Below are 25,706 nucleotides of genomic sequence, written 5' to 3' on the forward strand. Positions count from 1 at the left end.
GTCCCCGGGATGGGGCCAGCGTAGAACGGGGCGGTCCCGGAGCGGAGCGGGGGCCGGTATCGGGGCACGGGCCACCGGCCGGGAAGAGCGGTCAACTACCGTTGTCGCGGCAGGACCCGGCAGGTGCGAGGAGGACACGTGGCGCGCGACCCCGAGACCATCCAGCGGGAGATCGAGCAGGCCCGCGACGCGCTCGCGGTGACGCTGGACGAGCTGGGCAGGAGGGCGAACCCGCAGCGCTTCGTGGACACCGCGAAGTCGACGGTGCGGGCCCGGCTGGAGGACCCGAGGATCAAGTACGCGCTCTACGCCGTGGGCGGCCTGGTGGCGCTGGCGCTGCTGCGCCGCATGTTCCGCTGAGCGGGCGCCCGGGGCCACCGGCCCCGGGCGGGGAACGTCAGCTCAGGAGCGGGAGCAGCACCCCGCGCACGAGGTTGTCGACGAACAACTCGTCCAGCGGCTGGCCGGTGAGCATCAGGCGGCGGACCAACGCGCCCCCGGCGACCTCGACGACCATCCGCACCGGCGCGTCCGGCCGCACCTCGCCCCGCCGCCGGCCCCGGTCGAGGATGCGTTCGAGCACGGCGTCCTGCTGCGCCAGGAAGGTGCCGCGGAACGCCTCGGCCAGCTCGGGCTCGTGCGGCAGCTCGCCGACCAGCGCCTGCGCGGCCTTGCCGACCGGCCCGGTGAGGAACCGGGCGAAGCCGGTGAGGAACTCGGTGAGGTCGCCGGCGAGCGAGCCGGTGTCCGGCTCGGGCAGCCGCTGGCTGGCCAGGTGGTTGGTGGTGTCGATGACCAGGTCGAGTTTGGACTCCCACCGGCGGTAGATGGTGGCCTTGCCGGCCCTGGCCCTGGTCGCCACCGCGTCCATGGTCAACGCCCGGTAGCCGACCTCGGCCATCACCTCCAGCGCGGCCTGGCGCAGCGCCTCGTCGCGGCTCGCGTCGCGCGGTCGGCCGCGCTGGGCGGCCCGTGGTCCGAGGGGCCCCTGTTCGGACGCGGTGGCCAACACTGCCTCCTCCTGGCCCGCCGCGCCCAGACGGCCGGCGCCGCCCGGTGCGCGATCACGCTCCTCCGGCCTGCCACATCCTAGGCGGCTCGGGGGGAACGGCAATGACCTGGACGATCGGCCCACACGTCCGTCCACTGAGGTCCGCCGCACCGGGGCATCGGCGGCGCCTCACGTCCGGGTGGCCGGGCGGCGGGGACCAGCCCGCCGCCCGGCCACACGATCAGGCGTCGGCCTTCTCCCTGGCCGCGTCGGCCTCGGGAGCGGCCTCGGTGGCGGCGTCGGCGTCGGTGGCGCCGTCGGACTCGGCGTCGGTGGCGGCCGGCGCCTCCTCGGCCTCGGCCGGCTTCTCGCCGCCCAGGGTCATCGCGGTGTGCTGGGCGTGCAGGTAGGCGGTGGTGAAGGCCAGCGCGTCGCCCGCCAGCAGGTGCACCACGGTCCGCTGGCCGGCGTCGCCCGCCAGCTCCTCGACGATCTGGTCGGCCCGGTCCCTGGCGGCGATCAGGCCGGGCGCCTGCGCCGCTCTCTCGACCTCGTCGACCCTGACCACGATGTCCCAGTCGTCGCCGTTGGGCACGTAGTTCACCACGACCGGTGCCTTCGCCATGCCTGTACTCCCCCACGGGTGGTCCTGCGTTACCCGGGGTCACCCCGGCCGCACTCTCCCCGTGCGATCCCCCATTTGGGTGAACCCCGCCGGCTCACGTTACCCGCAGCCACGTCACCCGGCAGGTCGAAGTCCTCACCCGAGGCGACTTCGTCACACCTGACCGGTCGGACCTGGCGTTCCCGCAGGTAGTCGCGGGCTCCCACGTCTCCCCGCGCCGCCAGGGCCACGCCGGGCCAGTGGTCCCGCCCGAGGAGGACGGGGTGGCCGCGCACTCCCCCGTACGTGGCCGCGGCGAGGGCATCCGGTCGGGCGAACGCCGCCACCCGGCGCACCGCCTCGGCCGTGACCCCCGGCATGTCGACCGGCAGCACGACCACCGCCCGCGCGTCCCCGTCCGCGAGCGCGGCGAGACCCGCCCGGAGGGAGGAGCCCATGCCGGTGGGCCAGTCGGGGTTGTCGACCAGGACCGCGTCACCCAGCCGCGCGAGCCGCCGGACCTCGGCGGCGGCCGCGCCGAGCACGACGACCACCGGGGCGCAGCCGCCGGAGCGCAGGACGTTGACCGCCCGCTCGACCAGCAACCGGCCGTCGCACTCGACCAGCGCCTTGGGCATCCCGAAACGGCGGCCCGCGCCGGCCGCCAACAGCAGGCCGGCGACCCCGCTCACGGCCGGACCGCCCTCACCGTCTCGTGGTGGATCGGCCCGTCGGTGGTGGACAGCGGCGCGCCACCGCCCCCGCGCCGCACCGCCACGATCTCCGCCGCGATCGACACCGCCGTCTCCTCCGCCGTCCGCGCGCCGAGGTCCAGTCCGATCGGCGACCGCAGCCGCGCCAGCTCGGCGTCGGTCACGCCGGCCGCGCGGAGCCGACGGGTCCGGTCCTCGTGCGTGCGCCGCGACCCGAGCGCGCCCACGTAGGCCAGGGGGCGGCGCAACGCCTCCACCAGCACGGGGACGTCGAACTTCGGGTCGTGCGTCAGCACGCACACGACGGTCCGCTCGTCGGTCGGAGTGCGGGCCAGGTACCGGTGCGGCCACTCCACCACCACCTCGTGCGCCTGGGGGAACCGCGCGGGGGTGGCGAAGACCGGCCGCGCGTCGCACACCGTGACCCGGTAACCGAGGAACCGCCCGACGGCGGCCACCGCGGCGGCGTAGTCGATCGCCCCGAAGACCAGCATGCGCGGCGCGGTCACCCAGGACTCCACGAAGACCGTGAACTCGGTCGTGCCGTCGGCACAGACGTCGCGCAGCCCGGTCACGCCCTGGTCGAGCGCGGCCCTCGCCTCCGCGACCACCACCGAGTCCCGCGCGGGATCACCGGTGGTGCCGCTGTGCCGGTCGCGGTAGACCGCCAGCGCCGCCCCGAGGACGGCGGCCGGACCTCGCACCACCCTGACCAGGGCGACCGGCTCGCCGGCCTCCTCGCCCACCCGTCGCGCGGCCTCCGCGACCCGCAGCGCCTCCGCGACCGGCCCCGACGCCGGGCGACGCATCGGCTGGACGAAGACGTCCAGCTCCCCGCCGCAGGTCAGGCTGGGCGCGAACGGATCGTCGGCGGACTCCCCCGCGACGCCGTAGGACTCGGTGAGCGGTCGTCCCTCGGCCAGCGCGCGCCGCGCCAGCTCGTAGACCGCGGCCTCGACGCAGCCCCCGGACACGCTCCCGACGACGGCGCCGTCGGCCCGCACGGCCATCGCGGCCCCCAACTCCCGGGGAGCGCTGCCCCGCACCGCCACCACGCTCGCCACCGCGTAGGGCTGCCCCGCCGCGTCCCAGTCGAGAACCTGCGTCGCGATGTCCCTCATGGCGACCCCCTGCCTGTCCGATTGTCCGCCCTGGTGTGACGTGGTCCGGTCGGGCCTCCCTCCGGGACACGCCCCGGGAGGGAGGCCCCTGTCAACCGCCGATCGCGGACATGGGCCGCGCCGGTTGTTCGAAGTCGGGCTGGGCGACGCGGTGCCCCGCCTCCTTGCCCGCGACGGCCGTGCGCCAGCGTTCGGCCAGCTCCGCGTCGCTGGCCCCGTCCCGCAGGGGTGTCCGCAGGTCGGTCTCCCGCGTGGCGAACAGGCAGGCCCTGATCTGCCCGTCCGCCGTCAGGCGCAGGCGGTCGCACGAGCGGCAGAACGGGCGGCTGACCGGCGCGACCACGCCGACGACGGCGGGAGCCCCGTCGGGAGACCGCACCCCGTCCAGGAGGAAGGTCTCCGCGGGCGCGGCGCCCCGGCCGGGAACCGGGGTGAGCGACCAGCGCGTCGCCAACCGGTCCAGCACCTCGGCGCCCGTCACCACGCCGTCGGCGCTCCACTCGCGCTGGGCGTCCAACGGCATCTGTTCGAGGAACCGCACCTGGTAGCCGTGCTCCACGCAGAACTCGGCGAGCGGGACGATCTCGTCGTCGTTGAAGCCGCGCCACACCACCACGTTGACCTTGACCGGGGTCAGCCCGGCCGCCGAGGCGGCCCGCAACCCGGAGAGGACGTCCGGCAGGCGGTCGCGTCGGGTGAGCCGGAGGAACCGTTCCGGCCGGAGCGTGTCGAGCGAGACGTTGACCCGGTCGAGGCCGGCCTCGGCGAGCGGGCCGGCCAGTCGGGCCAGCGCCGTGCCGTTGGTCGTCATCGCCAGCGCCGGGCGGGGGCGCAGGGTCGCCAGCCCGCGCACGAGGTCGACCAGGCCGCGCCGCAGGGCCGGCTCGCCCCCGGTCAACCGGACCGAGCGGACGCCCAGGTCGCGCACGGCGACCCCGACCACGCGCAGCACCTCCGCGTCGGTGAGCAGCTCGGCGCGGGGCAGCCACGGCAGGCCCTCGGCGGGCATGCAGTACCGGCAGCGCAGGTCGCACCGGTCGGTCAGGGAGACCCGCAGGTCGGTGTGGACTCGACCGAACCGGTCGACCAGGGGGCGAGCAGGCATGGCGTCAGCCCTTCAGCAGCCCTTCAGCAGCGTCTCGATCGGTTCGACCGCGAAGTACGCCGCGAACAGCAGCGCGATCGCGGTGAGCGTCCACCCGGCCTCCCGCCACCGGCCCCGGAACGTCTTGACCAGCACGAACGAGACCAGTCCCGCGCCGACACCGTTGGTGATCGAGTAGGTGAACGGGATGACCGCGGCGGTGAGGAACACCGGGATCGTGTAGTCGGGGTCCTGCCACGGGATGGAGCGGCACTGGGCGACCATCATGCCGCCGACCACGACCAGGGCCGGGGCGGCGGCCTGCGCGGGGACCACGGCCGCGAGCGGGGTGAACAGCAATGTCAGCCCGAACAGCAGGCCGGTCACGACGCTGGCCAGCCCGGTGCGCGCCCCCTCGCCCACCCCCGCCGCCGACTCCAGGAACACGGTGTTGGGCGAGGAGCCGGTGAGCCCGCCGACGACCGCGCCGGCCCCGTCGACCACGAGGATGCGGCCCATCCCGGGCACCCGGCCGTCAGCGTCGGTCATGCGGGCCTCGGCCGCGACGCTGGTGATCGTGCCCATGGCGTCGAAGAACCCGGAGAGCACCAGGGTGAACAGGAAGACGGTCGCCGCGATCGCCCCGGCCGAGGCGAACCCGCCGAGCAGGTCGACCCGCCCCAGCAGCGAGAAGTCCGGCGCGCCGACCAGGTGGTCGGGCACCCGGGGCTCGACCAGGCCCCAGTCCGGGATGTCGAGGGCGAGGTTCAGCCCGACCGCCAGCAGGGTGGCGGCGACGATGCTGATCAGCACGGCCCCCGGGGTGCGGCGGGCCACCAGCACGACCATGAGCAGCAGACCCACACAGAAGACGAGGACCGGCCAGCCCTGGAGGTGCCCGTCCGCGCCCATCCGCACCGGGACGGTGGAGCGGGCCGCGTCGGGGGTCCTGGTGACGAAACCGGCGCTGACCAGGCCGACCAACGCGATGTAGAGCCCGATCCCGACGGTGATCGCGGTCTTCAGCGGCGCGGGGATGGCGTTGATGACGCGCTCGCGCACCCCGCTGACGGCCATCAGCACGATGCACACGCCCTCCACCACGACCAGGCCGAACGCCTGGGGCCAGGTCATCGTCGGCGCCATCTGGAAGGCCACGACCCCGTTGACGCCCAGTCCGGCGGCGACCGCGAGGGGCGCGTTGCCGACCAGTCCCATGAGGACGGTCATGACCGCCGCCGCCAGCGCGGTGGCCGTGGTGACCTGCTCGGTGGTCAGTCGGGCGCCGGTGACGTCGGTGGTGGCGCCCAGCACCAGCGGGTTGAGCAGGATGACGTAGGACATCGCCACGAACGTGGTGACGCCGCCGCGGATCTCGCGGCCGAGGGTGCTGCCGCGCCCGCCGACGTCGAAGAGACGGTCGAGGAACGGACGCCGGGGGCCGGGGGACGGCGGTAAGGCCGCCTCGGGAGTGTCGCTGCGCAGGGTCAAGGTGCCCCTCCCCATGCCGGTGGGTGTACCGCCGCGCCCCCTCGGCCCGGAGAGGATCGCGGCGGTGCGGGTGTCGGTGGGTCGCGATGCTCCGGTCAGCACCGTCGCGCCGCGTCCGTCGGGTGCGGACGGGCCGCGTCTGGGGCACCGGGGGCGGCCGCCTCCGGTGCGGGGCGCGGGCCGGTGCGGGTCGCCGGCCCACGCCGACGGGGCGGCTGGAACGCCCCGGTCCTGGCGCTCGACCTAGTACTCGACCCGGTCGGGGCGCTCCAGCCACGCGGTGAACGGGTCGGTCCGCCCGGCGCAGGCCAGTTGCTCCACCCGCACCGACCACCGGTCCCTCGGGGTCTCGAACAGGCGGTAGAAGGCCAGGTCGTCGAAGCCGGCCTCGGCGGCGTCGTGCCGGTCGGCGGCGTAGAGCACCCGGTCGACCCGCGCCCACAGCGCCGCCGCCAGGCACAGCGGGCAGGGCTCGCACGAGGTGACCAGCACGCAGCCGGTGAGGCGGAAGTCGCCGATCCGCCGGCAGGCCGCGCGGATCGCGACGACCTCGGCGTGCGCCGTGGGGTCGAGGGTCGGGGTGACCTGGTTGACGCCCACCGCGAGCACCTCGCCGTCCCTGGCGACGAGCGCGCCGAACGGGCCGCCGCCGCTGGCGACGTTGTCCGCCGCGAGCCGGACGCACTCGGTGAGCAGGGCGAGGTCGTCCCGGTCGCGGTCGGTCGGAACCTGGAGCGTCACGGGCCCCTCCTTGTGTTCCAGTTCGCTGGTTCCCTGTGTTTCTCGGGGGTCGCGGTTTCTCGGGGGTCGCGGTTTCTCGGGGGTCGCGTCCCCTGTCCCGCCGCGCGCGGGGCTCCCCCACGGCCGGTCGGCCGTGACACCGCGCGCGACGGGAGCGGTCAGGTTCCGGTGATGTGCTCGGGCCGCACGGGGACGCGGTGGAGTGCCCTGCCGGTCGCGGCCCTGATGGCCGCCACGATCGCCGGTGTGGAGGAGATCGTCGGCGGCTCGCCGACCCCCCGCAGGCCGTAGGGCGCGTGCGGGTCGGCCAGCTCCAGGACGTCGACGGTCATCGGCGGCATGTCGAGGATGGTGGGGATCAGGTAGTCGGTGAACGACGGGTTGCGCACCTTGCCGCCCACCACCTGGATCTCCTCCATCACCGCGAGGCCGAGGCCCTGCGCCGACCCGCCGTGGATCTGCCCCAGCACGGCCTGCGGGTTGATCGCCCTGCCGACGTCCTGGGCGCAGTCGAGCTGGACCACCCTGACCAGCCCCAGCTCCACGTCGACGTCGACCACCGCGCGGTGCGCGGCGAAGCCGTACTGCACGTGGGCGTCGCCCTGGCCGCGCTCGGCGTCCACGCGGTAGGTCGGGCGGTGCCGGTACTCCTCGGTGGCCTCCACGACCTCCTCGCCGAGCACCTCGGCGAGGTCGGCCAGGGCCGCGCCCCGCGCGTCCACGACCTTGCCGCCGGCCAGGGACAGCCCCTCCTGGGGCACGCCGAGGCGGTGCGCCGCCATCCGCAGGACGCGGTCGCGGACGGTGTGGCAGGCCTTCCGCACCGCGCCGCCGGTCACGTAGGTCTGGCGGGAGGCGGAGGTGGAGCCCCCGTTGCCGACGCTGGTGTCCATCGGGTGCACGGTCACCCGCTCGACGCCCAGCTCGGTGCGCACGATCTGCTGTTTGACCGTGACCAGTCCCTGGCCGACCTCGGCCGCGGCCGTGTGGATCATCGCGGTCGGCTCGCCGCCGATCACCTGGAGGCGCAGGCGCGCGGTGGAGTAGTCGTCGAAGCCCTCGGAGAAACAGATGTTCTTGATGCCGACGCCGTAGCCGACGCCCCGCACCACGCCCTCGCCGTGGGTGGTGTTGGAGACGCCGCCGGGCAGCTCCCGGATGTCCACCCGGCCCCGGCGCTCCGGCGGGAGCGGCAGGTCCCGCACGCGGCGCAACAACTCCGCCACCGGCGCGGGCGAGTCGATCCGCTGCCCGGTCGGCATCGTGTCGCCCTCGGCGATCGCGTTGCGCATCCGGAACTCCACCGGGTCCATGCCGAGCCGCTCGGCCAGTCTGTCCATCTGGGACTCGTAGCCGAACGCGGCCTGGACCGCGCCGAACCCGCGCATCGCCCCGCAGGGCGGGTTGTTGGTGTAGACGCCCCAGCAGTCGATCGCGACGTTGTCCACTTTGTACGGTCCAGCGCCGAGGGTCGCCGCGTTGGCGACCACCGCCGGCGTGCTCGACGCGTACGCGCCGCCGTCGAGGTAGATCTTGGCGCGGACGTAGACCAGGTCGCCGTCCCTGGTGGCCCCGTGCTCGTAGTAGATCTTGGCCGGGTGTCGGTGCACGTGGCCGAAGAACGACTCCTCGCGGTTGTAGACCATCTTCACCGGACGGCCGGTGCGCAGCGCCAGCATGCACGCGTGGACCTGCATCGACAGGTCCTCCCTGCCGCCGAACGCCCCGCCGACGCCGGCCAGGGTCAGCCGGACCTTCTCCAGCGGCAGGCCCAACGCGTGCGCCACCTGCCGTTGGTCCACGTGCAGCCACTGGGTGGCCACGTACAGGTCGACGCCCCCGTCCTCGGCGGGCACCGCGAGACCCGACTCCGGTCCGAGGAACGCCTGGTCCTGCATGCCCACCTCGTACTCGCCGACGACCATCACGTCGGCGGTGGCCTCCACCTCGCCCTTGCGGATGCGCAGGTAGCGCACGACGTTGCCGTCCGGGTGCAGCGCCGGCCCCTCGCCCTTGGCGGCGGCCACCATGTCGGTGACCGGGTCCAGCACCTCGTACTCCACGCGGATGCGCTTCGCCGCGCGCTGGGCCGTCTCGGGGTGGTCGGCGGCGACCAACGCGACCGGCTCACCCTGGTACCGCACGACGTCGACGGCGAGCACCGGCTGGTCGGCGTGCTCCAGCCCGTAGATGTTCGCGCCCGGCACGTCCTCGTGCGTCATCACGGCGTACACGCCGGGCATCCGCACCGCCTCGGTGATGTCGACGGCCAGGATGCGGGCGTACGGGTGGGGGCTGCGCAGCGTGGCGCCCCACAGCATGTCCTCGTGCCAGAGGTCGGAGGAGTAGGCGAACTCGCCCCGCACCTTCAGGGTGCCGTCGGGGCGCACCGGGCTCTCGCCGATGCCCCCGGAGACGGCGGTGGTCAGCTCCCGGACGCGGTGTCCTGGGGAGGTCCGCTGGGTCATCGCGCCCCCTCGGTGTCGGTCCGTGCGGACCGGGAACCGACCTGCGCCAGCCCGGCCCGGTCCTCGGCGTCGGCGGCGGCGGCGTTGTCGGCGGCGGCGGCGAGCCTCCGGCTCGCGGCCCGCAGCGCGCGGGCGACGCCCGCCTCGTCCACGGTGCGGATCTCGTCCTCGGCCACCACCGTCCGCCCGCCGACCATCAACACCGCCAGGGGCGCACGCGCGCCGAGGACGAGCGCGGCGACCGGGTCCTCGATGCCGGCGTGCGCCAGGCCGTCCAGCCGCCACACCGCGAGGTCGGCGAGCTTGCCCGGCTCCACCGAGCCCAGCTCCGCGGAGCGGCCCAGGCAGCGCGCGCCGCCCGCCGTGGCCATCCACAGCGCCTCGCGGGCCGCCAGCGCCCGGGGTCCGCCCCGCTGGCGCGCCAGCAACAGGGCCTCGCGCAGCTCGTCGACGAGGCCGCACGACTCGTTCGAGGCGGCGCCGTCCACGCCGAGCCCGACCGGGGCGCCCGCGTCGAGGAGGTCGCGGACGCGGGCGACGCCCGCACCCAGCCGCCCGTTCGACGTCGGGCAGTGGGCCACGCCCGTCCCGGTGGCCCCGACCCGGCGCACGGCCTGGTCGGACAGGTGGACGCCGTGCGCCAGCCACACGTCCTCGGCCAGCCACCCGAGGTCGTCGGCGTACTCGACCGGGGTGCGCCCGAACTCGGCCCGGCACTGCCGCTCCTCGTCGAGGGTCTCGGCGAGGTGCGTGTGCAGGCGGACGCCCCGGCGGCGGGCCAGGTCCGCGGACCGTTCCATCAGCTCCCGCGAGGCGCTGAACGGGGAGCAGGGCCCGACCGCGACGCGCACCCGCGCGGTCGGCGCGGGGTCGTGGTGGGCGTCGATCGCCCGCTCGGTGGCCAGCAACGCCGCCTCGGTGTCCTCGACGAGGCTGTCGGGCGGCAACCCGCCCCGCGACCGGCCCCTGTCCATCGACCCGCGCACGACGTGGAGCCGGAGACCGACGGCGTCGGCGGCGGTGACCAGCGCCTCCACCTGGCCGGCCGGGTCGCGCGGGAAGACGTAGTGGTGGTCGGCGGTCGTGGTGCAGCCGGTGCGGGCCAGCCAGGCCAGTCCCGCCTCCGCCGCCGCGTGGGTGATCTCGGCGTCCAGCCCGGCCCAGATCGGGTAGAGCGCGGTCAGCCACTCGTAGAGCGTGGCGTCCTGGGCGAGCCCCCTGGTCGCCCACTGGTACAGGTGATGGTGGGTGTTGACGAACCCCGGCGTGACCAGGCAGCCCGTGCCGTCGACCCGCCGCTCCGCCGGGAGGCCGGCGGGAGCGGGCCCCTCGCCCACCGCCACGATCCACTCGCCCTCGACCACGACGTGCCCCGAGCGGTGCTCGGTCCCGTGCGCGTCGACCGTCGCGATCGCGGCTCCCTCGATGACGGTGCGCCCGCTCACGGCCCGACCTCGGGGGACCCGCCCCGGGTCTCCGCCCGGCGCGCCGCCGCGAGGCGCACCGCCTCCATGATCTTCTCGTAGCCGGTGCACCGGCAGAGGTTCCCGGCCAGCGCCTCCCTGATCTCCGCGTCCGACGGCTGCCCGGTGCGCGCGATGAGGTCGTGCGCGGCGACCAGCAGGCCGGGCGTGCAGAACCCGCACTGCACCGCGCCCGCCTCGACGAACGCCTCCTGCACCGGGTCGAGCCGGTCCTCCCCCTCGGCCAGCCCCTCGACGGTGCGGACCTCGCGGTCCTGGGCCTGGCCGGCGGCCACGAGGCACGAGCAGACGGGGACCCCGTCCAGGTACACGGTGCAGGACCCGCACTCCCCCTGTTCGCAGGCGTTCTTCGAACCGGGCAGCCCGAGCCGCTCGCGCAGCACGTAGAGCAGGCTCTCGCCCTCCCAGACGTCGTCGGCCTCCCGCCGCTCGCCGTTGACGGTGAACGTCACGCGCACGCCGACCACCCTCCTTCGCGGTACTGGTCCCACACCCAACCGAGTGTCCGGCGGGCGAGGACGGACAGGGCGTGCCTGCGGTAGGCGGCGGTCGCGCGCACGTCGTCGATCGGGGACGCGGCGCGCGCCACCAGCTCGCCGAAGCGCCGGCGCACGGACTCGGCGAGCGGTCCTCGGGACTCCCACAGGCCGGTGTCGGCCAGCTCGGCGGCCAGGAACTCCTCCGCCTCGGTGGCGCGGCGCGGTGTGGGCGCCGCCGAGCCGATGCCCGTTCCCACCCGCCCCCGGTCGGGGTGCAGGGCCAACCCGAAGGCGCACACCGCGATGACCATGGCGTTGCGGGTGCCGACCTTGGCGAACTGCTGCGGCCCGCGGGCCACGTCCAGGTGGACGGCGGCGACCAGCTCGTCGGGCTCCAGCGCGTTGCGCTTGACGCCCCGGTAGAACTCGACGGCCGGAACCATGCGCACGCCCCTGGTCGAGGCCACCTCCACGTCCGCGTCGGTGGCGAGCAGCACGGGGTGCGAGTCGCCGGCGGGCGAGGCCGCGCCGAGGTTGCCGCCCACCGTGCCCCGGTTGCGGATCTGCGGCGAGCCCACGGTCCGCGAGGCCATGGCCAGCCCCGGCAGGCGGTCACCCAGCTCCGCGATGATCCGGGCGTAGGGCACGCCGGCGCCGAGCCGGACCCTGCCGTCGCGCTCGGACCACTCGGCCAGCTCGGCCACCCGGTTCAGGTCGAGCAGGGCCGGGGGCCGGCGGTGGTCGAAGTTGATCTCGACCATCACGTCGGTGCCCCCGGCGATCGGGACGGCGTCGGGCAGCGCGGCCTTGGCCTCCAGGGCCTCGGCCCAGCTTCCCGGTCGCAGGAAGTCCACTGTGGACACTCCTTCCGCTCACCACGCCATGCCGGCCGGCGGCGCGTCGTCCCTGAGCACGGACCCCTCGATCAGGCCGTACGGCCGGTCGGCCGCGTGGAACACCTCGTTCGGGTTGTCCAGGCCGAACGGGGCCAGGTCGACCAGGAAATGGTGCTTGTTCGGCAGGCTCAGCCGCACCTCCACGATCTCGGGACAGGTCCGTAACACGCGCTCGCCCATCGCGTAGAGGGTCTGTTGCAGCGACAGGCTGTACGTCTCGGCGAACGCGTCCAGCAGGGCGCGCCGCGCCGTGGCGTAGGACTTGCCCCAGTCGGTGTCCTCCGCACCCTCGTGCCGCCAGGTGGCGTTGACGGCGGTGGCGAGGATGCGGTCCCGCGTCTCCTGGAGGGTGGTGTACCGGTCCTTCAGGAACCCCCAGAACTCCGAACCGGTGGAGTTGAGCACGACCAGGTCGGTGATGCCGGAGACCACCCACGCCTGTCGCCCGTCGTAGGTCACCACCGCCGTGCGCGTGCCCTCCCCCGACCGGGCGAAGGAGTGGTGCGCGGGCGCGCCCTCCAGCTCCAGCCGCGTCCACGGGTACTGCTCGATCCGCACCCTGGCCCTGCCGACGGTCGGCTGCGAGTCCACGAAGTGCCGGGCCAGCCGCAGCCCGAACTCCTCGATCTCGCCGACGCCGTCCCTGGCGAACACGTAGACCGTGTTCTTCTGGGTGTCGGTCGGCAGGACCTTGTCGTTGGCCCCGGTGAGGTGGGTGTCGGTCATGTCGCCGGACAACGCCACGCTGACGTTGAGGTCGGTGACGCGGTGCGCCTCGGCGTCCCGGTCGATCCGGACGACGCGGGTCTCGGCCTTGCCGTACTGGTTGTCCCCCAACACGATCGACATTCCTCAGCTCCCTCGGTACGTGGAGTAGGCGAACGGGCTCAACAGCAGCGGAACGTGGTAGTGCTCGGCGGGGTCGTCGATCCGGAAGGTCACGGCCACCTCGGGGTAGAAGGCGTCCTCGCCCAGGTAGCCGGCGGTGTCGAAGACCAGGCGGTGCGTGCCGGGACCCGGGTCCCACCCGGTGACCCTGCCGTCGTCGTTGGTGCGGGTCGCGGCCACCGGCTGCCAGCCGTCCCGCCCGTCCCACCGGTCCAGCCGGACCGCGAGGCCGGCGGCGGGCCGGCCCCGCGCGGCGTCCAGCACGTGCGTCGACAGGCTCATGGCGTCACCAGCCCCGTCACCCGCAGGGCCACGATCTCGCCCAGCTCGGCCCGGACCACCGCGCGCTCGGTCTCCTCGTCGTTGCCCAGCCGGGCGCGCAGGGCGGCGAGCACCTCCTCGGCGCTCCTGCCGGTGGCCCGGATGAGGAAGACGTGGCCGAAGCGCTCCTCGTAGGCGAGGTTCCCGGCGACCAGCGCCGCCCGGACCTCCTCGTCCCCGGTCGCGGCCGCCGACTGCTCCCGCCGCGACCACACCGCCTCCCTGCTCCCGCCCCGCGCCCGCTCGCCGATGCGCGGGTGGGCGGCCAGGGCGCGGAGCACGGCGGGCCAGTCGAGGTCGGCGAGCGCGGCGTCGGCGGCGGCGCGCAGCGCGGCCGGGTCGGGGTACGGGCGGCCCGCGGCCACCCTCCGCGCCCACTCGTCGACGGCGCAGCACGCCGTCAGCTCCTGGACGGCCCGGTCCGGCGACAACGCGTTGAACCACGCGAGTCTGTCCGCCGTTCGGGTGACTGACACCGCCTGCTCACCTCCTGCCCGACAACGACCTGGTGTGACTGAGTACACACACGAAGGAGTGAGGGCAGCTAGTGCAGGAAGGCATGAAACCGAGGACTGCCGCCGCCCCCGCTTTTGTGGTTTCCTCCAAGCCCGACGCGGGGAGGTGGCTGCGCCGTGTTGTTGCGGACACTGCTGGAGGCCCGGGACCTGAAGCTGTCGGTGCTGGTGGGCGCGGAGGACGTCGACCGCCCGATCCGGTGGGTGTTCACCACCGACCTGCGCGACCCCCGCCGCTACCTGTCCGGCGGCGAGCTGGTGCTCACCGGGCTGATGTGGCGCCGCGCGCCCGAGGACTCCTCGGCGTTCGTCTCGGCCGTGGCCGAGGCCGGCGTGGCCGCGCTGGTCGCCGGCACCGCCGAACTCGGCCACGTGCCCGACGACCTCGTCGACGCCTGCCGCCGGCACGGCCTCCCGCTGCTGGAGCTGGCCGTGGACGTCTCGTTCGCCACCGTGACCGAGCGGGTCATCCTGGCGCTCGCGGCCGAACGCGCCGAACCGACCGCCGCGCTGGAGCGGCACCGGCAGCTCGTCACCGCCGTCGCCGAGGGCGGCGGGCTCACCGAGCTGCTCCGACTGGCCGCCGGCGAGCTGGGCGCCGACTGCCGGGTGCTCGCCCCGACCAGCCGCCCGGTCGCCGGCACCGGCCCCGACCTGCTGCCGGGCCAACGCGCCGAGCTGGCCCGCCGCTTCCTGCTCGCCGACCGGCTGCCCAGGACGGTCCGCCTGCCCGGCCACGGCCCCGTCGCCCTGTTCGCGGCCGGCGCGCGCGGCGGCAGCCGGCTGACGAGCTGGGTGCTCGCGGTCGACGGCGACCTGGAGCGGTGGTCGACCCAGCACCGCGAGCTGGCCGTGGAGCTGGCCGGCCTGGTCGGGCTGGAACGCAGCAGGGCCGAGGACCGCCGGCACATCGAGAACCGCTCGGCCGCGGCGCTGACCCGGCTGGTGCTGGCCGAGGCCGGCGGCCAGGCCGAGATCACGGCCCGGCTGGCCGCCGCCGGGTTCGACCAGGAGCTGCCGCTGCGACTGCTGTCGGCCGAGATCACCGGCGCCCCGGCCGCCACGGTCGCCGCCGTGCTGGACGAGCTGGTCGCCGACCTGGTGCCGCACGCGCTGGTGGCCCCGGCCGACGAGGAGGCCATCGCCGTGGTCGCCGCGGCCCCCGACCGGCTCGGCGCGCTGGTCGGCCAGGTCAGGGAGGGCGCCAGGGTCCTCCAGGCCGGGCTGGGCGGCGCCGGCCGCCTGGTGGTCGGCGTCAGCGGGCCGGTCGCGGTGACCGGGGTGCGGGCGGCGGCGGTGGAGGCCCGCAGCGCGCGTCGACTGGCCCTGCACCGGGACGCCAGGGGCGGCGTGCTGTCCGGCGAGGAGATCGCCTCGCACCAGCTCCTCCTCGCCACCGTGCCCGACGAGCTGCGCCGCTCGTTCCGCGCCCGCCTGCTCGGCCCGCTGCGCGACTACGACGCCGAGCACGGCAGCGACCTCGTCCACACCCTCCGCGTGTTCCTCGACTGCGCCTGCTCGTGGACCCGCACCGCCGCCCAGCTCCACCTGCACGTGAACACGCTGCGGTACCGCATCGGGCGGATCGAGGAGCTGACCGGCCGCCGGATGACCTCCTTCGCCGACCGGGTCGACCTCTTCCTCGCCCTCGAACTGGGCTGACCGGCCCCGCCCGCCGCCGCGCCGGTCAGGCGATGCCGTTGAGCAGGCGCTCGACCTGGCCCACCAGCCGGTTCGCGTCGGTGGGGGCGACGGTGACCCACCACCGCCCGTCCACCGCGCGGTGCCGTTCCATCAGGTACCGGCCGGCCGGGGTGTCGTGGAACCCGACCACGTGGTCCGCGCGGCCCCAGCGGCCGAGCCCGTCCACCACGGTCGCCCCGAACCGCCCGCCGTGGCAGGCGTCCGCCGACATCCTGGCGAGGTGGTGGGCGTCGGCCGGGTGCGCGCCCAGGTCGCACAACGCGGTCCGCAACGACGCGACCGAGGCGCCGGACATCGCCGCGGCCTGTTCGAGGAGGTCGGCCGGTAAGGACACCGACCGGCCGGGCCCCGCCGGTCGGGGCGGCAGCAGCCGCACCACCGACACCGCCAGGCCGGCCGGGTCGATCGCGTGCACCCTGAGGTGGTCGGAGACCAGGACGGCGAGCACGGCGCGGCTGCCCGAGGCCGCGGCCAGCGCCCTGACCTCCGTGCCCAGCCACAACCGGGCGTCGACGCTGCGCCTCGGCCTGGCCAGCACGGCCAACGCGGCCACGAAGTCCAGGTCGTAGCCGTGGCCGTCGAACAGACCGGAGGCCCGCATCTCGGCGTACGCCTCGTCGACCACCCGTCGCCGCTCCTCCTCCGGGTAGCCGCGCGGGGCGACGTGCAGCACGGCCGGCATCGGCGGCAGGCCGAGGTCCTGCCACGCGACCTGGTAGGCGGTGGCCGAGACCATCGGGACATGCGGCATGGTGATCATCTGCGAGCGGTCCACCGTCCTGGGGTCCGTCCTGGCGGCCGTTCAGTCCTCGGCCTTCGGGTCCTGGTCGATCACGGCCGGCGCCACCCACGCCGGGTCCTCGAACAACCGGGGCTCGGCGTCGACCACGAACCGCGACCGGTGCTCGCCGTCCCGTTCGCGCGGCCACTGCCCCGGCACGTGCTGGAGCCACGGCCCCGTGTGGTTCGCACGAGCGACGCCCTGCACGCCAGCCTCGCCAGGAAGTCGTTGCGGCGTCGGGGTTTCCTCGGCGGCGGCGAAGCCGCCGGCGCGCCGGTCACCCGGCCACGCGTCGCCGTGCTCGCCAGGGCCGGGCGACGGTCCACCGCTCCGGGACGGCCCGCCGGGGCCGCCGCCCCGCGACGGGAAGGCGCCAGGGCCGCCCGCGCCGAGCGGGCGGCCTGCCGTCGTCCCCTGGGTCCGCGTCAGCGGGGGGACCACGTCGCCCGGGGTCGGGGCGACCGACGGGACGGGTGATCCGCCCAGGACGGCGGGGTGGGGCGACGAGCCGGTCGCTGGCCGGGCCGCGACTGTCCTCTGTGGATTGATGGCCACGGGTCCCTGTCCCTCGCGCCCGTCCGCCCGGCGCGACGCCGTCCGGTCGTCCACCGCCGCGTCGCGCGCGGGGTCCTCAGGGGACGGATCCGACCCGCTCCCCATGGTGTCCACAGTGGACTTACCACCGTCGGTGCCGTCGGTGCCGTCAGCGCTGTCGGTACCGTCAGCGCGGCCGTCGTGCGCCGTGACGGTCACGTCCGCCTCCCCGCCCGACACCACCACCGGCGGCCGTGCCGACCCCTCCTCGACGACCTCGACCACCACCCGGGGCGCCGGCTCGAAGCGCGGGATCCTGACCAGGGTGTCGAACGTGCTCGCGGCGTAGACGTCCATCACCGCGGCCGCCTTCATGTGGGCCTCGCGCGCCGCCACCTCCTGTTCCTGGAGGTCGGTCGTCAGCCCGAAGAACTCCGCGAGCCCCCGGGTGAACGCGGTGTCGGTGGCGGTCACCGGCACGGGCGGCGGCATCGTCCTGACCGCGCGGACGTAGTGTTCCACCTGGGCGTCGAGCCCCCTGCGGACCTCCCGCACGAACGCGACCGCCTCGTCGGTCCAGTTCCGGAGTTCCCGCAGGGCCACGTCCGCCCGCTCGGCGGCCTCCCCCTCCCAGCCCTCCCTGAGGCGCGCGAGGCCCAGGAGGAGCTCCGACTGCGCCTCCTCCAGCCTGGCGCGCGCCTCGTCCAACAGCTCGCGGACCGGGTCGGCGACCCCCACCCCCGGCCCGGAGTTGAGGTCGTGGTACAGCTTCTCGTGCGGCACCGCGAGATAGTCGCGGCAACCGAACCACGCCGCTTCCCCCATGGAAAACCCTTCCCCCGCCCCGTTTCCCGTTCGAGCCCCGTTTCCTCAGGACTCCGCCTTCTCAGGGCTCGGTTTCCTCAGGAGCCCGTTTCCTCAGGACCCCGTTCCCGATCAAGCCCTATTCCCGTTCGAGCCCTATTCCCGTTCGAGCAACGTGCCGACGACCGCGTCGGCGAGCAGCCGAACCCGCCGGCACAGCTCGTCCTTCCCGAGGGGCGGCCTGATCCCGTCCTCCCGGTACTGGAGCTGAAGCATGTTCCCCGGGGCCACGTCGATGGACGCGGTGCAGAAGTCCGACGCCGGCGGCGCCCCGTCGGTGCGCAGCTCCAGGGCGGGGAAGCCGCGGACCCGGTAGTCCTGCCGCGCCCCGACCGCCCGGCCCGGCGCCATCACCTCGATCCCCGCCTTGATGCCGGTCACCACCTGGAACGCGACCTTCTCGTTGCTGTTCCGGAAGCTGCACGCCGGGCTCTCGAACACGTAGCTCTTGGCGGGGATGGGCGGACGGTCGATGCCGAACCGCTGCCGGGTTTCCGGGGTGACCAGGGAACAGGGATCGATCCCCACCAACCGCACCTCCTTCGGCCGGGACACCAGCGACGTGGGTGTCGCGGGGGCCGAGGTGCGCCCGGGGGTCGGGGTGCCCTGGGCGACGACGGTCCGGCCACACCCCGGCAGCGCCAACACCATCCCCAGCAGTACGACGAGCCGCGCACCGCGAACCATCGCTCAACCTCCACCGCCGGAGAAGCCCCCGGCGTTGTCCTCGTCAGCCTGTCGGTAACGCGTGCTGATCTCGGTGAGCCCGGAGGTGATCTCGTCGATCCGGTCGCGGTACTGGCTGAGCGCCGCCCTGGCCGGCATCAACCGCTCGTTCAGCACGCGCGCCGCGTCCATGCTGACGTCGTCGCTGGCCATGGACTGGATCTGGAGACGGTGGTTCATGTCCTCCACGAACGGGGAGAGCCGGTCCAGCGCCCGCTGGAACAGCCGGTGCGCGACGAGGACCTCGTCCCGGTCGAAGCGGAAACCGATGTCGTGTCGCGGACCGTCTCGCGGCGGGATTCCCGATCCGCCCTCGCCCGACATGCGCACCCCCGCTGTGCGTTAGATCACACGCTGGGGGGCAGGTTGCCCGATCGAGGTTGGGCGCAGGTTGGCACCCACGCCTTCTGGGTGAAGGTCGTGACGATCTCGTGACCGCCATGCGGCGGATCAGCCGATCGCCCGGTCAGACCCACCCACTCCGGCGGCGACGGCCAGCCGCCCGGGATCAACCACCACCAGTCGACCCCCGACCGTGGCGACCACGCCCTGCCGGCGGAGCCGGGCCAGGGCCGCCGTGAGCGACCCGCGCGCGACGCCGAGCGCGTGGGCCAGCTCCACCTGGGTCAACGGCACGGTCGCGGCGACGCCGGCCGGCGGGTCGGCGGCCTGGTGCAGCCGGAGCAGGATGCGCGCCACCCGCTCCCGCGCGGGCAGGCCGGCCAGTTCCGCCGCCAGCCCGTCGCGGGCGCGCGCGGTGTCGAGCACGTACCGGTCGACCGCCTCGGCCAGCTCGCCCCGGCGCAGCAGGCGCCGGAACGGCCCGCCCTGCACGAGGAACGTGACGCACGAGTCGATCGCGATGACGCTCGCCGTTCGGGGGCCGCCGTCCAGCACCGCCGTCTCCCCCACCAGGTGCCCCGGCCCCCGGATGGTGAGCAGCCGCCGCCCGCCGTCGGCCCCGACGCGCACCACCGTGAACCGGCCGGTCTCCACGAGGAGCACGTGGGTGCCGAGATCGCCCTGGCGCATCACGACCTGGCCGGGCCGGTGGCGCAACGGCGTGCCCACCCGGCGCAACTCGTCGGCCAGCTCCCGACTCACCCGTCCCCGCCCGGGGCCGCCCACCGGTTCCGTCGCGCCCATCGCCATCCCGCTCTCACCCCAGCAGGTGAACCACGAGCCAGCCCGCCCCGAGCCCGCCCCCAGCCCGAGCGCCGCCACCACCGGGTCGACGGCGAGCCGCACACGCCGGAACTTGGCACCGGCGGTCTCGGACGGCAACCGCCAACGGTGCGCCCGCCACTCGTCGGGGCCGGCCTCCACCGGACGGCGTCACCGGTCGGGGCCGGAAGGCCGCCGGCGTCACGCCGGGAGGTGTCCCTGGCCCTGCCGTCGGTCGGTCCGAGCCCCTCGCGCGCCTCGGCCAGCTCGGCGAAGAGCAGGTCAGCGTGGTCCTCGGCGCTCACCGTCGGGCTCATGAGGTGGTGGTCATTCCGAGACGCGGGGACAGCCCTCCCAGGGTGCCGGGGCACGGGTTCCCCCGAAAGCGCCCGACCGGTCAATGTTCACCTCCCGCCTCCCCGGGTACTTCGGCAGGGGGACCACCTCCGACGACGCCCCCGTGGGCGTCCCGGTGGAAGCCGACGAGCGCGGCGGGGAGGTCGGGAATGGGCGTGCGCTTCTACCTGACCAGCGTGGCGGCCGTCCTGCTGTCCGCGGTGGTCGGCGTGTGGATCGGCGCGCTGGTCGCCGCGGTGCGCGCCGAGATCACGCGACAGGGGACCACGACCCCGGTAGTCGTGGAGATCACGGTCAGCGCCACCACGACACCGACGCCGACCGTGGGGGCCGGAGCGGGGGCGCCGGGCTCCCCCGAGCCGGACGTCGGCCGCGGCGGATAGCGTCGGTGGCCATGAGCGAGCAGAAGCGCCTGTCCCCCGGCGACCCCGCGCCCGACTTCACGCTGCCGGACGCCGACGGCAACCCGGTGTCGCTGTCGGACTACCGGGGCCGCCACGTGATCGTCTACTTCTACCCGGCGGCCGGCACGCCCGGCTGCACCAAGCAGGCCTGCGACTTCCGGGACAACCTCAGGGAGCTGGAGGACGCGGGACACGCGGTCCTGGGCGTCTCCCCCGACAGCCCGGCCAAGCTGGCCAAGTTCCGGGACGCCGAGGGGCTCACGTTCCCACTGCTGTCCGACGCGGACCGCTCGGTGCTCACCGCGTGGGGCGCCTACGGCGAGAAGAACAGCTACGGCAGGACCATCGTCGGCGTGATCCGGTCCACCTTCCTCGTCGCCCCGGACGGGACCATCGCGAAGGCGATGTACAACGTGCGCGCGACCGGGCACGTGGCCAAGCTCCGCAGGGACCTGGGCATCTGAGGCGCGCAGCGTCACGACGGCGCACTGGGCGAGGTGGTCGGGAGCGGGCCGCGCGCTCACGACCGAGGGCCGGCGACGGGGTGAGGCACGCGATCACGCGGAGGTGGACCGGCGCGGAGAGCGCTCGTGAGCGGGCGCTCGCCGCGCGAGTGGGACGCCATCGGGCCACAACCCCGCGGCGACCCCAGCCGGGCCTGCGCGAGGGCGAAGCCCTCGCCCTCGCCCTCACCGCCGAGCCGGCGGGCTGGCCTGCGCCCGCCCGCCGCGCCGCCGCCAAGGACAACGACCCCGGGGACACCGTCGATCACTCTCGATCCTGGTCGTTGTCGGGCCAGGCGAGGAAGGACACGGCCCGTGGGACGGCCGGGCGCGCGGCCTCCCACGGGCGCTCAGCGGGCGGCCCCGAGGATGCGGTCGGCGACCTGCCTGGCCTGGTCGGCCGGGATCGCGAAGCCCTCGCCCTCACCGCCGAGCCGGCGGGCTGGCCTGCGCCCGCCCGCCCCGCCGCGCCGCGCCGCCGCCAAGGACAACGACCCCGGGGACGCCGTTGATCACTCTCGATCCTGGTCGTTGTCCGGCCAGGCGAGGAAGGACACGGCCCGTGGGACGGCCGGGCGCGCGGCCTCCCACGGGCGCTCAGCGCGCGGCCCCGAGGATGCGGTCGGCGACCTGCCTGGCCTGGTCCGCCGGGATCGCGAAGCCGATGCCGATGCTGCCGTCGGAGGTGTCCGAGGTGGCGATGGCCGAGTTGATCCCGACGACCCTGCCGGACAGGTCGACCAGCGCGCCGCCGGAGTTGCCCTTGTTGATCGGCGCGTCCGTCTGCACGCCCCGGTAGGAGACGGCGGTGCCCAGGTCGGTGCGCCCGCTGACGCTCCGGTCGAGGGCGCTGACGATGCCCGAGGTCACCGTGCCCTCCAGGCCCAGCGGCGACCCGATGGCCACCACCTGCTGGCCGACCCGCAGCCCGGCGGAGTCGCCGAACTGGGCCGGGGTCAGCCCGCTCGCCCCGTCGACGCGGAGGACGGCCAGGTCGCTGCCGCCGTCCCGGCCGACCACCCTGGCGGGGCGCTTCGCGCCGTCGGGGAGCGTGACGGTGATCGGCGCGCCGGTCGCGACCGCGCCCTCCACGACGTGGTTGTTGGTCAGGACCGCGCCGTCGGCCGTGAGGATCACGCCGGACCCCTCCGCGCCGGAGCGCCCGGTGGACCACGCCACGTCCACCACGCTGCGACTGGCGACGGCCGCGGCGTTCTCCACGCCGGTCAGGGAGGTGGAGGCGGCGTTGACCGGGGCCGCCCCCGGCGACGTCACGACGCCCTGGTCGCGGTCGGCCACCAGGTAGCCGCCCGCCACACCCACCCCGCCGCCGAGCAGGCCGGCGGCCAGCGCGAGCGCCGTCACGCGCAGACGCCCGCGTCGACGCTCCGGGCCGCGCTCGGGCGCGGCGGGGTGGGTGAGCAGGGGCAGCGGGATGGGAGTGGTCGGCGGGTCCTGCGGACCGGATGCGTGTTGGCTCGTCATGGCCCCACCGTGCTCGCCGAAACTCAGAACGGGCTGAGCGGCGGCTGAGTGCCTCCAGCGGGTTCGCCGTGAACTTCCGATCTCCCGGGCGAGGCGGTCGACGCCATCGCGACCTACGCCATCGTCAGGACGAGCTTGCCGAACTGGCGGCCCTCGGCCAGGTCCGCGAGGGCGGTCGGCGCGTCCGCGAGGGCGTAGGAGCGGTCGACGACCGGGCGCAGCCGGTGCTGGTCGACCATGGCGAGCATCGCCGCGAACTCCTCCGCGCTGCCCATCGAGGTGCCGAGCAGGCTGAACTGCTCCAGGAAGAACCGCCGCAGCGAGAGCCGGACGTCCGCGCCGGTGGTCGCCCCGAGCGTGACCAGCCGGCCGCCCGCGCGCAACGCGGACAGGCAGGACTCGAAGGTGGCCGACCCGATGCTGTCCACCACGAGGTCGGCCGGCCGCGACAGCCGGTCCGCCCAGTCGCCCGCGCTGTCCACGGCGGCGTCCGCGCCCAGCTCCAGCGCGCGCCGCCGCTTCTCCTCGCTCCGCGAGGTGACGGTCACCTCGGCGCCCACGGCCTTGGCCAGCAGCAACGCGAAGGTGGCGACGCCGCTACCGATGCCGGGCAGCAGCACGTGCTCACCGGACCGGAGCCCGCCCCTGGTGAACAACGCGCGGTACGCGGTCAGACCGACCAGGGGCAGCGCGGCGGCCTCGGTCCAGTCCAGGTGGGACGGACGGGGCGCCACGTTCCTGGCGGGCACGGTGACGAACTGGGCGAACGTGCCGTCGGTCGGCCCGCCGAGCACCTGCGGCACCGCGGGCGCCTCGTCGGCCCGCTCCCAGCCCAGGGACGGGTTGACGATCACCTCGTCGCCCACCGCGACCGCGCGGACGGCGGAGCCGACGGCGCGGACCACGCCAGCCCCGTCCGAGCCGAGCACCAGGCGGGAGTCGGCCTCCGACCGCGCGGAGACGATGAACAGGTCCCGGTGGTTGAGGGCCGCGGCCCTCAGCTCGACCAGCACGTCGTGCTCGCCGACCGCCGGCACCGGCACCGCGTCGACCCGCACGCCGTCGAGGCCCTCCCGCCCCTCGTGCACGACCGCGGTCATCGTCGACCTGTCCGTCTCCGCCACGCCTACCTCCGCTCGGGTCGGCGGCCCCACCGGCGGGGCACGCCCTCACCGGTCACGACTCCCATCGATGACCATCTATTCCCTTTCGGGGATGATCATCGACACATCGTGGGTGACCAGGGGAAATGCTGAGCGCACGCGGTGGTGACGCGACAGCGCCACGCGCGTCGGCGGGTTCCCACGCGGAGCACGCCCCACGTGGACCCGCCGACGCGGGCGACCGACTCAGTCCGCCAGCTCGCGCAGGTGCGGCAGCAGGGCGCGCAGGGCACGCCCCCGATGGGACATCTCGTCCTTCTCGGCCGACGGCAGCTCGGCGGAGGTCCGCTCCTCGCCCTCGGGCACGAAGATCGGGTCGTAGCCGAAGCCGTTCTCGCCCCTCGGCTCGCGCACGATCCGCCCGGGCCACTCGCCCCGGACCGTCAGCTCCCGGCCATCCGGCCGCACCAGCGCGACCGCGCACACGAACGTCGCGCCGCGCCGCTCGTCCGGGACGTCGCCCATCTGGCCGAGGACCAGGTCCAGGTTGGCCCGGTCGTCGCCGTGCCGGCCGGACCAGCGGGCGGAGAGCACGCCGGGCATGCCGTTCAACGCGTCGATCGCCAGACCGGAGTCGTCCGCGATCGCCGGCAGGCCGCTCGCCCGCACCGCGTCCCGCGCCTTGGCCAGGGCGTTCTCCTCGAACGTCGCCCCCGTCTCCGGGGCCTCCGGGAACGGCGGCACCTCGTCGAGACCGACGATCTCCACGCCGGCCACGCCGTGCTCGGCCAGGATCCGCCGCATCTCCCTGAGCTTGCCCGCGTTGCGGGAGGCCAGCAGCACGCGCGTCACCTGGCCCCCTCCGGCAGCGTCCCCGGGTACGGCCCGGCCAGCGCCTCGGCCTGGAGGCGGGCCAGCTCGGCGCACCCGGCCAGCGCCACGTCCAGCATCCGGTCCAGTGTGGACCTGGCGAAGGTCGCGCCCTCGCCGGTGCCCTGCACCTCGACCAGCGTGCCGCCGTCGGTGGCCACCACGTTCATGTCGACCTCGGCGCGGGAGTCCTCCGCGTACGGCAGGTCCAGCCGCACACGGCCGTCCACCACACCCACGCTCACCGCGCTGACCGAGCACGACAGGGGCTGCGGGTCGTTGAGCCGGCCGGCGGCGCGCAGGTAGGTCACCGCGTCGGCCAGGGCCACGTACCCCCCGGTGATCGCGGCGGTGCGGGTGCCGCCGTCGGCCTGGATCACGTCGCAGTCGATGACGATCGTGTTCTCGCCGAGCGCGGCCAGGTCGATGCAGGCGCGCAGCGACCGGCCGATCAACCGGCTGATCTCGTGCGTGCGGCCGCCGATGCGGCCCTTCACCGACTCACGGTCGCTGCGGGTGTGCGTGGCCGAGGGCAGCATCGCGTACTCCGCGGTGACCCACCCCAGCCCGGACCCGGACCGCCACTTCGGCACCCCCTCGGTGACGCTGGCCGCGCACAGCACGCGGGTCCGGCCGAACTCGACCAACACGGACCCGGCCGGCCAGTCCTGGTACCCCCGGGTGATGCGGACTTCCCTGAGCGCGTCGTCGCTCCTGCCATCGGCTCGAACCACGACGACTAGCCTATTGCTCCGTCCGAGTGCCGGTTCCGCAGGTGGGCGTGAGCGACACTCTTCATCTGCTCCGCTCGCGGACACCGGCCACACGCAGGCCTCCCAGACAACACAGCGGTCGGCGTGAGCGACACTCTTCTGCCCTCCGCCCATGACCACCCACAGGGTGCGGATGCCCAACAACACCCAAGGGGTCGGCGTGAGCCACACTCTTCGCTCCCCTGGCCACGGACACCCATCAGGTGCGGGTGTCCCGAAAGGCACAACGGCAGCCGCGAGCGACACTTTTCGTTTCCCTACCCACGTAGCATCGGCCACGCGCAGGCCTCCCAGACGACACGCCGGGCCGCGTTTTCCTCTACTCCGCCCACCACCAACCAGGCGCGAGTGCCCAGCAAGACAAACCAGCAAGACAAAGAGGTGGGCGTGAACGACACTTTTCGCTTCCGTGCCCACGACCACCGACCAGGTGCGGGTATCCCGAAAGGCACAACGGCGGCCGTGAGCAACACTCCTCCCTTCTCCGCCCGCGGACACCGACCGGGTGCGGGTGTCCCGCACGACACAACGGCGGCCGTGGGACACACTTTTCGCTTCCGTGCCCACGACCACCGGCCACACGCAGGCCTCCCAGACAACACGCCGGGCCGCACCTTCCTCTACTCCGCCCACCACCAACCA

At 74.8% G+C, this 25,706-nt stretch carries 28 protein-coding genes; 4 read left to right on the plus strand and 24 right to left on the minus strand.

The features are described 5' to 3' along the window. Positions 1–138 precede the first annotated feature (138 nt). Positions 139–360 (plus strand): DUF3618 domain-containing protein, encoded by a 222-nt coding sequence (locus tag LX15_RS27445; RefSeq protein ID WP_253672874.1) that lies wholly within the window; start codon positions 139–141, stop codon positions 358–360. A gap of 37 nt (positions 361–397) precedes the next feature. Here the strand turns inward: LX15_RS27445 and LX15_RS27450 are convergent, their stop codons facing one another. From LX15_RS27450 to uraD, 14 genes are all read right to left on the minus strand, one after another. Continuing rightward, entirely contained in the window at positions 398–1,012 is a 615-nt protein-coding gene (locus tag LX15_RS27450) for a TetR/AcrR family transcriptional regulator (RefSeq protein WP_372502801.1), read from the minus strand. A 220-nt stretch (positions 1,013–1,232) separates the two neighbouring features. Further along, the gene (locus tag LX15_RS27455) at positions 1,233–1,616 is read right to left on the minus strand and encodes a hypothetical protein (RefSeq protein WP_253672878.1); all 384 of its coding nucleotides are present in this window, start codon (positions 1,614–1,616) and stop codon (positions 1,233–1,235) included. Between the two features lie 29 nt (positions 1,617–1,645). Further along, a complete protein-coding gene (locus tag LX15_RS27460) occupies positions 1,646–2,287 on the minus strand; it encodes a nucleotidyltransferase family protein (protein ID WP_308213532.1) in 642 nt (213 codons plus the stop codon). Continuing rightward, positions 2,284–3,429: an XdhC family protein gene (locus LX15_RS27465; protein WP_253672880.1), complete on the minus strand. Its 1,146-nt coding sequence runs from the start codon at positions 3,427–3,429 to the stop codon at positions 2,284–2,286. The genes LX15_RS27460 and LX15_RS27465 overlap by 4 nt, the downstream gene beginning before the upstream one ends. A gap of 91 nt (positions 3,430–3,520) precedes the next feature. Then, the gene (gene moaA, locus LX15_RS27470; protein ID WP_253672882.1) at positions 3,521–4,534 is read right to left on the minus strand and encodes a GTP 3',8-cyclase MoaA; all 1,014 of its coding nucleotides are present in this window, start codon (positions 4,532–4,534) and stop codon (positions 3,521–3,523) included. A gap of 12 nt (positions 4,535–4,546) precedes the next feature. Further along, complete coding sequence (locus LX15_RS27475; protein WP_253672884.1) at positions 4,547–6,019, minus strand: NCS2 family permease; 1,473 nt, start codon at positions 6,017–6,019, stop codon at positions 4,547–4,549. 228 nt (positions 6,020–6,247) lie between these two features. Then, positions 6,248–6,745 carry a nucleoside deaminase gene (locus LX15_RS27480; RefSeq protein ID WP_253672886.1) on the minus strand — a complete coding sequence of 166 codons (498 nt, stop codon included), beginning with the start codon at positions 6,743–6,745 and terminating at the stop codon, positions 6,248–6,250. Positions 6,746–6,903: 158 nt separating this feature from the next. Continuing rightward, complete coding sequence (pucD, locus tag LX15_RS27485) at positions 6,904–9,213, minus strand: xanthine dehydrogenase subunit D (protein ID WP_253672888.1); 2,310 nt, start codon at positions 9,211–9,213, stop codon at positions 6,904–6,906. Continuing rightward, a complete protein-coding gene (locus tag LX15_RS27490) occupies positions 9,210–10,658 on the minus strand; it encodes an 8-oxoguanine deaminase (RefSeq protein ID WP_253672890.1) in 1,449 nt (482 codons plus the stop codon). Before LX15_RS27490 ends, pucD begins: the two co-directional genes overlap by 4 nt. Further along, positions 10,655–11,155, minus strand: coding sequence for a (2Fe-2S)-binding protein (locus tag LX15_RS27495; RefSeq protein WP_253672892.1), 501 nt, complete (start codon positions 11,153–11,155; stop codon positions 10,655–10,657). Before LX15_RS27495 ends, LX15_RS27490 begins: the two co-directional genes overlap by 4 nt. Further along, entirely contained in the window at positions 11,146–12,030 is an 885-nt protein-coding gene (locus LX15_RS27500) for an FAD binding domain-containing protein (RefSeq protein WP_253672913.1), read from the minus strand. Before LX15_RS27500 ends, LX15_RS27495 begins: the two co-directional genes overlap by 10 nt. Positions 12,031–12,048: 18 nt before the next feature. After that, the gene (gene pucL / locus LX15_RS27505; protein WP_253672915.1) at positions 12,049–12,921 is read right to left on the minus strand and encodes a factor-independent urate hydroxylase; all 873 of its coding nucleotides are present in this window, start codon (positions 12,919–12,921) and stop codon (positions 12,049–12,051) included. Positions 12,922–12,924: 3 nt separating this feature from the next. After that, entirely contained in the window at positions 12,925–13,242 is a 318-nt protein-coding gene (gene uraH / locus LX15_RS27510) for a hydroxyisourate hydrolase (RefSeq protein WP_253672918.1), read from the minus strand. Beyond that, positions 13,239–13,757 carry a 2-oxo-4-hydroxy-4-carboxy-5-ureidoimidazoline decarboxylase gene (gene uraD, locus LX15_RS27515; RefSeq protein WP_253672920.1) on the minus strand — a complete coding sequence of 173 codons (519 nt, stop codon included), beginning with the start codon at positions 13,755–13,757 and terminating at the stop codon, positions 13,239–13,241. Before uraD ends, uraH begins: the two co-directional genes overlap by 4 nt. A gap of 156 nt (positions 13,758–13,913) precedes the next feature. Here uraD and LX15_RS27520 point away from each other — a divergent pair, with 156 nt between their 5' ends. Next, a complete protein-coding gene (locus LX15_RS27520; RefSeq protein WP_253672928.1) occupies positions 13,914–15,458 on the plus strand; it encodes a PucR family transcriptional regulator in 1,545 nt (514 codons plus the stop codon). A gap of 25 nt (positions 15,459–15,483) precedes the next feature. On the opposite strand, the gene LX15_RS27525 is transcribed toward LX15_RS27520, so the two are convergent. From LX15_RS27525 to LX15_RS27545, 5 genes are all read right to left on the minus strand, one after another. Next, positions 15,484–16,275 carry an ESX secretion-associated protein EspG gene (locus tag LX15_RS27525; protein ID WP_253672929.1) on the minus strand — a complete coding sequence of 264 codons (792 nt, stop codon included), beginning with the start codon at positions 16,273–16,275 and terminating at the stop codon, positions 15,484–15,486. 27 nt (positions 16,276–16,302) lie between these two features. Further along, on the minus strand, positions 16,303–17,640 hold the full coding sequence (locus tag LX15_RS27530) for a PPE domain-containing protein (RefSeq protein WP_253672931.1): 1,338 nt from the start codon (positions 17,638–17,640) through the stop codon (positions 16,303–16,305). A gap of 135 nt (positions 17,641–17,775) precedes the next feature. Then, positions 17,776–18,366 (minus strand): DUF3558 domain-containing protein, encoded by a 591-nt coding sequence (locus LX15_RS27535; RefSeq protein WP_253672933.1) that lies wholly within the window; start codon positions 18,364–18,366, stop codon positions 17,776–17,778. 3 nt (positions 18,367–18,369) lie between these two features. Continuing rightward, positions 18,370–18,729, minus strand: a complete 360-nt coding sequence (locus LX15_RS27540) for a hypothetical protein (protein ID WP_253672935.1) — start codon at positions 18,727–18,729, stop codon at positions 18,370–18,372. Positions 18,730–18,855: 126 nt separating this feature from the next. Next, positions 18,856–19,689 carry a Crp/Fnr family transcriptional regulator gene (locus tag LX15_RS27545; protein ID WP_253672937.1) on the minus strand — a complete coding sequence of 278 codons (834 nt, stop codon included), beginning with the start codon at positions 19,687–19,689 and terminating at the stop codon, positions 18,856–18,858. A gap of 386 nt (positions 19,690–20,075) precedes the next feature. On the opposite strand from LX15_RS27545, the gene LX15_RS27550 reads away from it, so the two are divergent. Both LX15_RS27550 and bcp read left to right on the plus strand, forming a co-directional pair. Further along, the gene (locus LX15_RS27550) at positions 20,076–20,309 is read left to right on the plus strand and encodes a hypothetical protein (protein ID WP_253672939.1); all 234 of its coding nucleotides are present in this window, start codon (positions 20,076–20,078) and stop codon (positions 20,307–20,309) included. Positions 20,310–20,320: 11 nt separating this feature from the next. Next, on the plus strand, positions 20,321–20,794 hold the full coding sequence (gene bcp, locus LX15_RS27555) for a thioredoxin-dependent thiol peroxidase (protein ID WP_253672941.1): 474 nt from the start codon (positions 20,321–20,323) through the stop codon (positions 20,792–20,794). A 389-nt stretch (positions 20,795–21,183) separates the two neighbouring features. Here bcp and LX15_RS32770 read toward each other — a convergent pair whose 3' ends face one another. The 5 genes from LX15_RS32770 to rph all read right to left on the minus strand — a co-directional run bounded on the left by LX15_RS32770 (position 21,184) and on the right by rph (position 25,025). Then, the gene (locus LX15_RS32770; protein ID WP_301305358.1) at positions 21,184–21,318 is read right to left on the minus strand and encodes a hypothetical protein; all 135 of its coding nucleotides are present in this window, start codon (positions 21,316–21,318) and stop codon (positions 21,184–21,186) included. 112 nt (positions 21,319–21,430) lie between these two features. After that, a complete protein-coding gene (locus tag LX15_RS27560; protein ID WP_253672943.1) occupies positions 21,431–22,318 on the minus strand; it encodes a S1C family serine protease in 888 nt (295 codons plus the stop codon). 113 nt (positions 22,319–22,431) lie between these two features. After that, positions 22,432–23,442: a zinc-binding dehydrogenase gene (locus LX15_RS27565; protein WP_253672945.1), complete on the minus strand. Its 1,011-nt coding sequence runs from the start codon at positions 23,440–23,442 to the stop codon at positions 22,432–22,434. A gap of 225 nt (positions 23,443–23,667) precedes the next feature. Beyond that, a complete protein-coding gene (gene rdgB / locus LX15_RS27570; protein WP_253672954.1) occupies positions 23,668–24,273 on the minus strand; it encodes an RdgB/HAM1 family non-canonical purine NTP pyrophosphatase in 606 nt (201 codons plus the stop codon). Continuing rightward, positions 24,270–25,025, minus strand: coding sequence for a ribonuclease PH (gene rph / locus LX15_RS27575; RefSeq protein WP_253672956.1), 756 nt, complete (start codon positions 25,023–25,025; stop codon positions 24,270–24,272). The genes rdgB and rph overlap by 4 nt, the downstream gene beginning before the upstream one ends. Positions 25,026–25,706: the final 681 nt, after the last annotated feature.

It is taken from the genome of Streptoalloteichus tenebrarius (genome assembly GCF_024171885.1).
GTDB classification, from domain to species: Bacteria; Actinomycetota; Actinomycetes; order Mycobacteriales; family Pseudonocardiaceae; genus Streptoalloteichus; species Streptoalloteichus tenebrarius.

What these genes read in the sequence shown, in the direction of transcription:
- LX15_RS27535 (WP_253672933.1), bottom strand. Translation starts at nt 18,366, where the DNA reads ATGGTTCGCGGTGCGCGGCTCGTCGTACTGCTGGGGATGGTGTTGGCG.
- uraH (WP_253672918.1), bottom strand. Translation starts at nt 13,242, where the DNA reads ATGAGCCTGTCGACGCACGTGCTGGACGCCGCGCGGGGCCGGCCCGCC.
- LX15_RS27530 (WP_253672931.1), bottom strand. Translation starts at nt 17,640, where the DNA reads ATGGGGGAAGCGGCGTGGTTCGGTTGCCGCGACTATCTCGCGGTGCCG.
- LX15_RS27540 (WP_253672935.1), bottom strand. Translation starts at nt 18,729, where the DNA reads ATGTCGGGCGAGGGCGGATCGGGAATCCCGCCGCGAGACGGTCCGCGA.
- pucL (WP_253672915.1), bottom strand. Translation starts at nt 12,921, where the DNA reads ATGTCGATCGTGTTGGGGGACAACCAGTACGGCAAGGCCGAGACCCGC.
- LX15_RS27455 (WP_253672878.1), bottom strand. Translation starts at nt 1,616, where the DNA reads ATGGCGAAGGCACCGGTCGTGGTGAACTACGTGCCCAACGGCGACGAC.
- LX15_RS27475 (WP_253672884.1), bottom strand. Translation starts at nt 6,019, where the DNA reads ATGGGGAGGGGCACCTTGACCCTGCGCAGCGACACTCCCGAGGCGGCC.
- LX15_RS27465 (WP_253672880.1), bottom strand. Translation starts at nt 3,429, where the DNA reads ATGAGGGACATCGCGACGCAGGTTCTCGACTGGGACGCGGCGGGGCAG.
- LX15_RS27550 (WP_253672939.1), top strand. Translation starts at nt 20,076, where the DNA reads ATGGGCGTGCGCTTCTACCTGACCAGCGTGGCGGCCGTCCTGCTGTCC.
- bcp (WP_253672941.1), top strand. Translation starts at nt 20,321, where the DNA reads ATGAGCGAGCAGAAGCGCCTGTCCCCCGGCGACCCCGCGCCCGACTTC.
- moaA (WP_253672882.1), bottom strand. Translation starts at nt 4,534, where the DNA reads ATGCCTGCTCGCCCCCTGGTCGACCGGTTCGGTCGAGTCCACACCGAC.
- LX15_RS27560 (WP_253672943.1), bottom strand. Translation starts at nt 22,318, where the DNA reads ATGACGAGCCAACACGCATCCGGTCCGCAGGACCCGCCGACCACTCCC.
- pucD (WP_253672888.1), bottom strand. Translation starts at nt 9,213, where the DNA reads ATGACCCAGCGGACCTCCCCAGGACACCGCGTCCGGGAGCTGACCACC.